11 protein-coding genes are annotated in these 10,972 nt (G+C 67.8%); 3 read left to right on the forward strand and 8 right to left on the reverse strand.

Annotation, left to right across the window (positions count from 1 at the left end):
• Positions 1 to 199: 199 nt before the first annotated feature.
• Both QM595_RS15785 and QM595_RS15790 read right to left on the reverse strand, forming a co-directional pair.
• Entirely contained in the window at positions 200 to 979 is a 780-nt protein-coding gene (locus QM595_RS15785) for a 3'(2'),5'-bisphosphate nucleotidase CysQ (protein WP_415172531.1), read from the reverse strand.
• An 11-nt stretch (positions 980 to 990) separates the two neighbouring features.
• Positions 991 to 2,175, reverse strand: coding sequence for a nucleotide sugar dehydrogenase (locus tag QM595_RS15790; RefSeq protein WP_415172532.1), 1,185 nt, complete (start codon positions 2,173 to 2,175; stop codon positions 991 to 993).
• A gap of 80 nt (positions 2,176 to 2,255) precedes the next feature.
• Here QM595_RS15790 and cysD point away from each other — a divergent pair, with 80 nt between their 5' ends.
• Both cysD and QM595_RS15800 read left to right on the forward strand, forming a co-directional pair.
• Positions 2,256 to 3,170 carry a sulfate adenylyltransferase subunit CysD gene (cysD, locus tag QM595_RS15795; RefSeq protein WP_415172541.1) on the forward strand — a complete coding sequence of 305 codons (915 nt, stop codon included), beginning with the start codon at positions 2,256 to 2,258 and terminating at the stop codon, positions 3,168 to 3,170.
• Positions 3,170 to 4,423 carry a sulfate adenylyltransferase subunit 1 gene (locus QM595_RS15800; protein WP_415172533.1) on the forward strand — a complete coding sequence of 418 codons (1,254 nt, stop codon included), beginning with the start codon at positions 3,170 to 3,172 and terminating at the stop codon, positions 4,421 to 4,423. Before cysD ends, QM595_RS15800 begins: the two co-directional genes overlap by 1 nt.
• Here QM595_RS15800 and QM595_RS15805 read toward each other — a convergent pair whose 3' ends face one another.
• On the reverse strand, positions 4,424 to 4,822 hold the full coding sequence (locus QM595_RS15805; protein WP_415172534.1) for a type II toxin-antitoxin system VapC family toxin: 399 nt from the start codon (positions 4,820 to 4,822) through the stop codon (positions 4,424 to 4,426).
• Positions 4,816 to 5,166, reverse strand: a complete 351-nt coding sequence (locus QM595_RS15810) for a ribbon-helix-helix protein, CopG family (protein WP_415172535.1) — start codon at positions 5,164 to 5,166, stop codon at positions 4,816 to 4,818. Before QM595_RS15810 ends, QM595_RS15805 begins: the two co-directional genes overlap by 7 nt.
• 231 nt (positions 5,167 to 5,397) lie before the next feature.
• On the opposite strand from QM595_RS15810, the gene QM595_RS15815 reads away from it, so the two are divergent.
• Positions 5,398 to 8,286: an ExeM/NucH family extracellular endonuclease gene (locus QM595_RS15815; RefSeq protein WP_415172536.1), complete on the forward strand. Its 2,889-nt coding sequence runs from the start codon at positions 5,398 to 5,400 to the stop codon at positions 8,284 to 8,286.
• A 67-nt stretch (positions 8,287 to 8,353) separates the two neighbouring features.
• Here QM595_RS15815 and QM595_RS15820 read toward each other — a convergent pair whose 3' ends face one another.
• From QM595_RS15820 to QM595_RS15835, 4 genes are all read right to left on the reverse strand, one after another.
• On the reverse strand, positions 8,354 to 8,788 hold the full coding sequence (locus QM595_RS15820; protein ID WP_415172537.1) for a hypothetical protein: 435 nt from the start codon (positions 8,786 to 8,788) through the stop codon (positions 8,354 to 8,356).
• 159 nt (positions 8,789 to 8,947) lie between these two features.
• Positions 8,948 to 9,154, reverse strand: a complete 207-nt coding sequence (locus tag QM595_RS15825) for a hypothetical protein (protein ID WP_415172538.1) — start codon at positions 9,152 to 9,154, stop codon at positions 8,948 to 8,950.
• A gap of 126 nt (positions 9,155 to 9,280) precedes the next feature.
• Positions 9,281 to 10,543: a DUF222 domain-containing protein gene (locus QM595_RS15830; RefSeq protein ID WP_415172539.1), complete on the reverse strand. Its 1,263-nt coding sequence runs from the start codon at positions 10,541 to 10,543 to the stop codon at positions 9,281 to 9,283.
• A 216-nt stretch (positions 10,544 to 10,759) separates the two neighbouring features.
• Positions 10,760 to 10,972 (reverse strand): hypothetical protein (locus QM595_RS15835; protein ID WP_415172540.1); only part of this gene is annotated, 213 nt, incomplete at its 5' end.

Consider the following 10,972-nt stretch of genomic DNA (forward strand, 5'->3'; position numbering starts at 1 on the left):
CAGGCACACCCATCGCGGCGTTGGCGCCGCTCGGAAGACGCCCGGTATGCCGTCGCGACGCCGCCTTGCGCTGCGCGCACCTGGATCCACGCATACCCCCCACGAACTTCCAGAGACGACCACTAGCAGCACGGCTCGCCCAACCTGCGGCTGGCCGGCGTACCGCCCTTCGACCAGAACTCGACGGCCCGGAAGGTGACTAATCCGTCCCGTGATCAGCGATCCTCTGCTGATCGAGGTGGCCGAGGATCGGCGCGGCGAGCTCCGGCCGGCAGACGATCACGTCGGGCAGGTAAGGGTCGGGGCGGTTGTAGACCAGCGGCGAGCCGTCGCCCCGTGAGGTGAACAGCCCGGCGGCGGCCGCCACCGCGACCGGCGCGGCGGAGTCCCACTCGTACTGCCCGCCAGCGTGCACATAGGCGTCGGCCACGTCGCGCACCACGCTCATCATCTTCACCCCCGCCGATCCCATCGGGACCAGCTCGGCGTCGAGCGCCTCCGCCAGCGCGGCCACGAAGGCCGGCGGCCGGGACCGGGAGACGGCGATCCGCACCCTGGTCGACGACGAGGGAGGTACGACGGGGGGGCGGCCGGTCGAGAAGGTCTCCCCCAGCGCCGGCTGGGCGACCGCGCCGGCCACCAGCGCACCGTGCTGCCACAGCGCGACGTGCACCGCCCAGTCGTCGCGGGGTGGCTCGGAGAACTCCCGCGTCCCGTCCAGCGGGTCGATGATCCAGACCCGCTCGGCGCTCAGCCGGCCGGTGTCGGTGTGGGTCTCGGCCGACTCCTCGGACAGCACCGCATCGGCGGGCCGGTGCTCGGCCAGCAGCTCGGCGAGCAGCGTCTGCGCCGCCGCGTCGCCGGCGTCCTTGAGCTCCTTGCCGCTCAACCCCGAGGTCCGTCGTACCTCCAGGAGGCGGGCGCCGGCCTGTTCGGCCAGCCAGGCGGCGAATGCGTGGTCATCGGTGGGCGCGGTCACGACGGGCAACCCTAGTCCCGGCCGTAGATGTCGCGGGTGTAGACCTTCTCGGCGACGTCGTCGAGCAGCTCGGTGCGGCGGTTGGCGATGATCACGTCGGCGCGGCGCTTGAACTCGTCCAGGTCGCGGATGACCTCGGAGTTGAAGAAGGTGTCCTCGGCCAGCGCCGGCTCGTAGACGACGACCTCGACGCCCTTGGCCTTGATCCGCTTCATCACGCCCTGGATCGAGGACTCCCGGAAGTTGTCGGAGCCGGACTTCATGATCAGGCGGTAGATGCCGACCACCCTCGGCGCGCTGCGCAGCACGTCGGTGGCGATGAAGTCCTTGCGGGTGGTGTTGGCCTCGACGATGGCGCTGATCAGGTTCTGCGGCACCTGACGGTAGTTGGCCTGAAGCTGCTTGGCGTCCTTGGGCAGGCAGTAGCCGCCGTACCCGAACGACGGGTTGTTGTAGTGCGAGCCGATGCGCGGGTCGAGGCCGACGCCCTCGATGATCTGGGCACTGTCGAGGCCGTGCACGGCGGCATAGGTGTCGAGCTCGTTGAAGTAGGCGACCCGCAGCGCGAGGTAGGTGTTGGCGAAGAGCTTGATCGCCTCGGCCTCGGTGGCACCGGTGAGCAGGACGGGTACGTCGTCCTCGAGCGCGCCCTCGGCCAGCAGGTCGGCGAACCGGCGGGCAGCGACCTCGGCGCCGTCCTCTCCGGCTACCCAGCCGACGACGATGCGCGAGGGGTGCAGGTTGTCGTGGAGCGCCTGGCCCTCGCGCAGGAACTCCGGGCTGAACAGGATGGTCGCGCCCGGGTGCTGCTCGACCATGCGCTGGGTGAAGCCGACCGGCACGGTGGACTTCACCACGATCACCGCCGCGGGGTTGAACGCCAGGATCTCGCCGATATTGGACTCGACCGAGGAGGTGTCGAAGAAGTTGGTAACCTCGTTGTAGTTGGTCGGCGTGGCGATCACGACCAGCTCGGCCGCGGTGAAGGCGGCGCCCTTGTCGAGGCTGGCGGCCAGGCCAAGGCCGCCCCGAGCGAGGTAGGCCTCCAACTCGGCGTCCTCGATCGGCGCCTGGCCGGCGTTGACGAGGTCGACCCGGCGGCCGTCGATGTCGACCGCGACGACCTCGTGATGCTGGGCGAGCAGGACGGCGTTGGAGAGGCCGACATAGCCCAGGCCGGAGACAGCGATCTTCATGGGCCTCATTCTGGACGACGAATCGGTGCCCATGGCTAGCACGTCTACGATGAGGGCTGCCCTCGATGAGAAAGCAGATCATGTCCCAGACCCATGCCGACTACCGGTTGAGCCAGCTGGACCAGCTGGAGGCCGAGTCGATCCACATCTTCCGCGAGGTGGCGGCGGAGTTCGAGCGGCCCGTGCTGATGTTCTCGGGCGGCAAGGACTCCATCGTGATGATGCGGCTGGCGGAGAAGGCGTTCTATCCGGCGAAGATCCCGTTCCCGGTGCTGCAGGTCGACACCGGCTACGACTTCCCCGAGGTGCTCTCGACCCGTGACAACTGGGTCAGCCGTCTCGGCGTGAAGCTGATCGTGGCCTCCGTCGAGGACGCCATCAAGAACGGCGTCGTCGTCGACGACGGCAGGACCAGCCGCAACCGGCTGCAGATCGGCACCCTGCTCAACGCCCTCGAGGAGGGCGGCTTCACTGCCGCCTTCGGCGGGGGGAGGCGCGACGAGGAGAAGGCGCGCGCCAAGGAGCGGGTCTACTCCCACCGCGACGAGTTCGGCCAGTGGGACCCGAAGAACCAGCGCCCGGAGCTGTGGTCGCTCTACAACGGCCGGCTGCACGAGGGCGAGCACATGCGGATCTTCCCGATCTCGAACTGGACCGAGCTCGACATCTGGGACTACATCGGCCGTGAGGGCATCGAGATCCCGAACATCTACTTCTCCCACCAGCGCCGGGTCTTCGAGCGCGACGGCATGTTGCTGAGCGAGAGCGACTTCAACCCGCTGCGCGAGGGCGAGACGGTCGAGGAGCGCACGGTCCGGTTCCGCACCGTGGGCGACCTGACCCTGACCGGCTGTGTGGAGTCAGCCGCCAGCACCATCGACGAGATCATCGCCGAGGTGGCGACCGCCCGGGTGACCGAGCGCGGCGCGACCCGTGGCGACGACCGGTTCTCCGAGGCCGCCATGGAGGACCGGAAGAAGGAGGGCTACTTCTGATGGCCGGTATGGATCTGCTCCGCTTCGCCACCGCAGGCTCCGTCGATGACGGCAAGTCCACACTCATCGGGCGGCTGCTGCTCGACTCCAAGGCGATCTTCGAGGACCAGCTCGAGGCCGTCGAGCGCACGTCGGAGGCCAAGGGCCACGACTACACCGACCTCTCCCTGCTCACCGACGGCCTGCGCTCGGAGCGCGAGCAGGGCATCACCATCGACGTCGCCTACCGCTACTTCGCGACGCCGAAGCGGAAGTTCATCATCGCCGACACCCCCGGCCACGTGCAGTACACCCGCAATATGGTCACCGGCGCCTCCACCGCCGACCTCGGCCTGGTGCTGGTCGACGCCCGCAACGGGCTGACCGAGCAGTCCCGCCGCCACGCGGTGCTGCTCTCCCTGCTGCGGGTCCCCCACCTGGTCCTGTGCATCAACAAGATGGACCTGGTGGACTTCTCCGAGGAGGTCTACGACCAGATCTCGGCGGACTTCACCCAGTTCGCGACCAAGCTCAACGTGCCGGACCTGGAGATCATCCCGATCTCGGCGCTGCAGGGCGACAACGTGGTCGAGCGCTCCACCACCATGCCGTGGTACTCCGGGCCCACCCTGATCCACCACCTGGAGAACGTCCACGTCGCCTCCGACCGCGACCTGGTCGACGTCCGGCTCCCCGTGCAGTACGTCATCCGGCCCAAGTCCGACGACCACCACGACTACCGGGGGTACGCCGGCCAGGTGGCCGGTGGCGTGCTCCGCCCTGGCGACGAGGTCGTCGTACTCCCCTCCGGGATGACCTCGACCATCGCCGGCATCGACCTCTTCGACCGCGAGGTCACCGAGGCGTTCCCGCCGATGTCGGTGACCATCCGGCTGGCCGACGACGTCGACGTCTCCCGCGGCGACATGATCGCCCGGGTCAACAACGCCCCCCACCCCAGCCAGGACATCGACGCGATGGTCTGCTGGATGACCACCACTCCGCTGCGGCCCCGGCAGAAGCTGGCCATCAAGCACACCACCCGGTCGGCGCGGGCGTTGGTCAAGGACATCCAGTACCGGCTCGACGTCAACACCCTCCACCGCGACCAGGCGCCCGGCGAGCTCGGCCTCAACGAGATCGGCCGTGTCCAGCTGCGCACCACGATGCCGCTGCTGGTGGATCCCTACTCCAAGAACCGCACCACCGGCTCCTTCATCCTCATCGACGAGGCCACCGGCGTGACCGTCGGCGCCGGCATGATCAACGGCTGATCAAGCCGCGATCGGGTCGAAGGTCGCCAGGCCGAGGATCTCGGCGACCTCCTTCATGCGCGTGTCGTGGGTGACGACCGTGGGCTCGACGCCGGTCTCCAGGGCCGACGCCAGATGGATAGCGTCCAAGGGCTTGACGTGCGACTCAATGCCCTCGGCGCGCTGGACGACCCGCTCGGTCAGGGGAACGCCGTTGACTTGGTTGAGGATGGCATCGCGCAGGCTGAGCGGCCGGCCATCGCGTCGCAGGAATCGGGTGAGCTCCAGCCGCAGGATCCGGGAAGAGATCAGCATGACCTCGTCGTCCCCTGCCGCCCCCTCGAACCAGGCGGCTGCCTCCCGCCTGCCGTCAAGGATGTGGGCGGCGACTGACGAGTCGAGATAGTGAGGGCTCACCACTCGCCTTTCATCTCCTCGATCAGCGCGTCGGTCTCCTCGACCGTCCTGAACGGCCGGTCAGGAAACCCCGTCCAATCGACCGGTCCATTCGGCTTCTTCGCCGGGATGATCTGCATCCCGGTGGGCGTCACCCAGCCGTTGGCCGCGAGGTCGTAGTCACCACTGATCGTGAGCTTCGCCTTGTCCTCCCTGAAAGCCGTGTCGAGCCTCGCGTCCACCGGCTCGACCCCGAGGTGTGCCCGCAGCGCGTCCTCGATCACCGACCCGATGGTGCGATGGCCGCGCGCCGCCTCGACCTTCACTGCCGCCAGCAGCTGGTCGTCGATGTTCACCGTCGTCCTCATGTCGTGGACGCTAGCATCATGATGCACATCAAATCATCACCTTGACTGCTCGCCTCGGACGGGCAGAACCTGCCAATCGTGAGCCGCACGTTTCGTGGCCGCCCGGGCCGTTGTAACAGAGGTTTCACGTGGCGTCCTACCGACTGTCCACATCGCGCGACTACGGTGCTGTGCGGTGGGGGCGCTTCGGCCTCCTGTCGTCCTCGTTGTCTTCTACCCGGGAGTATTTCAGTGTCCTCAGTACGTCGCGGCCTCGCCGCGCTCGCCGTCAGCTCCGTCGCTGCCGGCGGACTCCAGTTCGTCGCCCTCTCAGCGGCCGACGCCAACCCGGCAGGGACCGGGCTCGTCATCAACGAGGTATACGTCAACGGCGGGTCGAACGGTGCCGCCTATCTGAACAAGTTCGCCGAGCTCTACAACCCCACCGATGACGCGATTGCGCTGACCGGCGTGACTCTGCAGTATCGATCCCCCACCGGCACCGCCGAGGCAACCGGCCTCGGGGCGCTCACCGGCGAAGTGGCGGCGCACGGCTACTACCTGGTCAAGATGCAGAGCAACAACGCCTCTACGAACCCGGGCGAGGAGCTGCCGTCCCCCGACTTCGACGCAAGCGACAGCCTCAATCCGGGGGCTGGCGGCGGCACTCTCTTCTTGTCGACCTCGGCCGCGAAGGTTCTGCCCACAGACACCAGCGTCGTGGACAAGCTCGGTTGGGGCACCTCCAATTCTCCCGAGGGCACCGCGGCATCCGGCAATTCGCTCGTGCTGAGCTACAACCGCACCGACGGGGTGGACACCGACGACAACTCGGTCGACTTCACGACCGCAGCTCCCACTCCGATCGCCGGTGGCACCGGCGGCTCCGATAGCTCCGACGACGCGTGTGACGAGTTGTCGGCCACCCCGACGATCGCGGCTGTCCAGGGCACTGGCGAGACCTCGCCGTACGTCGACTGCACCGTCACGACCGAGGGCGTCGTGACCGCGGTCTATGCCACCGGCGGCTTCAACGGCTTCACCATCGAGACCCCCGGCGCCGACACCACCGAGGGCGCCTCGGACGGCCTGTTCGTCTACGGGTCGTCGTACGCCTCCACCGTGTCGATCGGCGAGAGCGTGTCGGTGACCGGCACGGTCTCGGAGTACTACACCTACACCGAGCTCACCCCGACCGCGGCGCCGACGGTGCTGACCGAGTCGCTCGGCGAGGTGGAGCCGCGCACGTTCGACTCCTGGAGCGACCTCGACACCGACGCTGAGAAGGAGGAGCACGAGAGCGAGCTGATCACTCCGCCGGGCGACTTCGTGGTCAGCGACAACTACGACGCCAACTACTACGCCTCGTTCCTGCTGGCCTCGGGCGAGGAGCCGCTCAAGCAGCCGACGGAGTACGCCGACGCCTCGGACACCACCGCGATCGCGGCGATCGCGGCCGACAATGCGGCCCGGGCGATCACCCTCGACGACGGCCAGAGCCTCAACTTCAACTCCACCGCCAACAAGGCCACCGCGCTGCCGTGGCTGACCACCGACAACCCCGTCCGCGTCGGGTCCGCGGTGACCTTCAACGAGGACATGGTGCTGGACTACCGCAACAGCCTGTGGAGCCTGCAGCCGACCACCCCGGTGACCGACGACGGCTCCGACGTGGTCACCTTCTCCGACACCCGCTCGGACAACCTGGCGCCGCAAGACGTCGGCGGCGACCTGAAGCTGGCGACCTTCAACGTCCTCAACTACTTCCCCACCACGGGTGCGGAGATCGTCGCGGACGGCGGCAGCTGCACGTTCTACAGCGACCGGGACGGCAAGAACATCACGGTCAACAGTTGCACCACCGCCGACGGCGGCGACGGCCCGCGTGGCGCCGCCGACGCCGACAACCTGGCGCGCCAGCAGGTCAAGATCGTCCAGGCGATCAACGGCCTCGACGCCTCCGTGGTCTCGCTGGAGGAGCTGGAGAACTCGGTGATGTTCGGCAAGGACCGCGACTACGCCATCGGCGTGCTGGTCGACGCCCTCAACGCCGCGGCGGGCGCGGGCACCTGGGCCTACGCGCCCTCGCCGACCACGCTGCCCGACACCGAGGAGCAGGACGTCATCCGGACCGGCTTCATCTACAAGCCGGCCGACGTCGAGCTGGTCGGCACGTCGTACGTGCTCAGCGACGAGTCGGCCTCGGGTGAGGCATTCGAGAGCGCCCGTGAGCCGTTGGCCCAGGCGTTCAAGCCGGCCGGCGGCTCCGACGAGGACGCCTTCCTGGTGATCGTCAACCACTTCAAGTCGAAGGGCTCCGGCACCGACGACGGCACCGGCCAGGGCTACGCCAACCCCGACCGGGTCGCCCAGGCGACCTCGCTGGCCGCCTTCGCCGACGAGGTCGAGACCGAGGTCGGCACCGACAAGGTGTTCCTGACCGGCGACTTCAACGCCTACTCCATGGAGGACCCGGTCCAGGTCCTCGAGGACGCCGGCTACACCGAGCTCAACGGGGCGTTCAACGACGGCGAGGCGACGTACTCCTACGACGGCCTGGACGGCTCGCTCGACCACGTCTTCGCCAACGCCGCCGCCAAGGCGTGGGTCACCGGCGTCGACGTCTGGCAGATCAACGCCCAGGAGCAGGTCGGCTTCGAGTACAGCCGCTACAACTACAACGCGACCATCCTCTACGAGAACGACGTGTTCCGCGCTTCCGACCACAACCCGGAGATCGTCGGGCTCGACCTGCCCGAGGTGACGCCCGCGAGCGGCAATGCTGGTGACAACTCAGGCGGAAACTCAGGCACCAACCCGCAGACCGTCGAGAAGGCCGCGGCGACGTTCCTTCACCCGAAGGTCTCCCCGAAGCCGGTCCGGAAGAAGGGCGCCCACAAGCTGTCGGTGGTCGTCGCCTCGGCCTCGGGCGTCCTGCCCACCGGCACAGTGACCGTGTCGGGCCGGGCGCTCCGCAAGGCCGTGACGGCCACGATCCGCGCTGACGGCAGCGTCGTCATCAAGGGACTGAGGTTCAAGAAGAAGGGCAAGATCAAGCTGACCCTCAGCTATTCCGGGGATGCTGCCGTCGCTGCGACGACGATGATCCTCAAGGTCAAGGTGAGGGGTCCGAAGAAGTAGCACTAGCGGGCTCCTCGGGTGTGATCGGGCGGAGTGCCTCCGGGCGCTCCGCCCGATCTCTTGTTCGTCAGGAGGCCTCGGGCCGCGGCTTCAGGCCGATCGCGAGCGAGTAGACCCGGTCATCGAGTCGAACGATATCGGCCTTCAACTCTGCCTTGACATCCGCGATATCGGCCTTCAACTCTGCCTTGACATCCGCGATATCGGCCTTCAACTCTGCCTTGACATCCGCGATATCGGCCTTCAACTCTGCCTTGACGCCCGCGATATCGGCCTTCAGCCCTGTCTGGACGCCCGCGATATCGGCCTTCAACTCCGTCTTGACATCCGCCATCTCACCCTTCAACTCCGTCTTGACGCCCGCCATCTCAGCCTTCAGCCCCGTCAGGTCGCCTCGCAGCTCGGTCCTCACCTTGTCCATCTCGCTGCGCAGGTAGGCGACGATCGTGATCACCGTGGCTGCCAGGCCAACCAATGTCACCGCCGTCTGCATCGTGATCACGCTCCCAGTCTTCGTCAGGCCATTTCGATCTGCAACAAAAAGCTAGGAGGTGGCATCGACATCGCGACGATGTCGGTCGCAAGCCTGTGGACAACCGGCTCCGCAACCCTGCCGGTGGATGAAAGTCGTCACATCACGAGGCAGGAGTGACTCGTGTGCCTACTGTCGGCGCCAGGCGGCGACGCAGATGGCGAGGCCGACGACCCACAGCGCCACGACGATCAGGTCGTCACGATGAAGGCCGTGGGAGCCGACGACGTCGAAGAGCACCGGCCCGGACAACCGAGAGCGGCCGGCCACGGCCAACCCCGCCAGCAGCGTGATGACGACCAGCATCGCCACGCTGGACCGACGGCGAGGGCACATGGGTCGCGATGCTACCGGCGGCGGCTCTCGCCCCGCATCGGCTCAGGTCCGTCGGTTGATCCTAGATGATTGATGCACGGGTCTCGCACGCTCTGCGACGCTCGCAGCACGATCCCCGTGCATCAATCATCTAGTGGGCCTGCTGTCAACGCCGGTGCGGACGATCTTGATGCGCCCGGGCCCTCGGCAGTAGATGGTGTAGTCGGGGTGATCGGCCAGCGTGTGGTGTCGTGGGCAGAGCAAGGCGCCGTTGGCCAGATCGGTAGGCCCGCCGTCCTGCCAGGCCTTGAGGTGAGCCGCCTCGCACCAGGAGGTGGGGGCGTCGCAGTCCACGACCGCGCAGGTCCCCGCTTGCCGGATCGCCATCGCGCGACGTTGGGGGCGGCGGAAGAACCGCTCCCGTCGGCCGAGGTCGAGGACCTCGGAGTCGGTGCCGAGCACGGCCGGGATCACGCCGGTCCGGGCGGCGAGACGGCGAGCCGCTCCGGGACTGATCCGGTGCCCGGTGTCCAGGCTGGCGGCGCGCAGCCCGCCGAGCAGGGTTTCGAGCTCCATGGTGACCACCACGGTGGGGATCATGCCGCCGGTTCGAGGCAGCCGCCCTGTCGGGATCCGGTCGATCAGTTGGGTCAGCGCCAGGCCGCGCAGCACGTCACCGGGCACCCGCTCCCCCGTCACCGGATCCACGAACGGGATCGGATCGGGGCGAGTCGAGCACGAGGCCGGGTTGAGGAAGGTCTCGACCATCCGCTGCAGCTTGACTCCTTGCAGCAGCGGGATCCGGAAGGAACCTTCGCTCACCTCCCGACCCTCGTCGTGCCGCAGCGTGAGAAATGCCTCCCGGACAGCATCCTCCTCGGCGCGGGCCAACTGGACCGCGAGCCGTTCGTCGGCACCGTCGGGGTCGACGACCTCCTCCAGCCGGGCCGCGAGCCGGCTCAGAACCTGGGTGTCGTAGCGATAGGCCTCGGCTGTCAGGTGCTTCTCCGCCAACTCCGAGACCCACGAGTCCGCTTCGTCTGGCAGGCCGTCGACCACCTTGACGATCACCTCGGCAGAGGCAGGCGGGAACTCACCTCGGGCCAGCCCCTCGCGCACGGCCTCGTGGGTGCCCAGGGCCCGGGCGAGCTTGACCTGCCGGGCAGCCTCGCCCGGCGCGATCCGCACCTGGTCGCGCAGCCACGCCTTCAGGCTGGTGGCCGCGTCGAGGGAAGGGAGATCGACCTCCTCAGCGTGGGAGAGAATCGCCGAGCGGAGCGCCGCCAGTCTGGCCTGGGCGGCGTACAACTCGCGCAGCACCTCTCCCGTCTCCTCGACACCGAGTGCCCAGACCCGGCCGAAATCCAGCCCGTCGAGCACCTCGTTGAGCCGACCCGTGAACCGATGCACCTCATGCACCCGGGTCGACACCGGGGTGCGAGGCGGACGGTCACGGAACGAGGGCATACTCAATTGTGCTTCGCCAATGTGTTCGAATACAAGCGTTTTGCGCGGTGATTTCGATTTCTTTAGCACCTCGCACCACTCCAGCCACACCAGACGACGGCGCCGAGCGGGACTCGCGACTCGACGCCGTGGCCACCGCAGGGTCGACCGGAGTGAAGGTCACCGTGACGGTGTACTTGCCCTCGAACTTCTGGTACTTCTTGGCGCCCATCTTCGGTCAGGCCCCCGGGTCCACTTGACCGAGGTGCCGGTGGCGAGGTTGGGGAAGACCTCGGTGAAGCCCTTGCCGTCGTTGGGCGTGATCTTGACGATCAGCGAGCGGAAAAGCGAGAGGCGCTCGGCCATCCCCGGATCGGGACGGCCGAGCGCCTC

It is taken from the genome of Nocardioides sp. (genome assembly GCF_047607185.1).
GTDB lineage: Bacteria > Actinomycetota > Actinomycetes > Propionibacteriales > Nocardioidaceae > Nocardioides.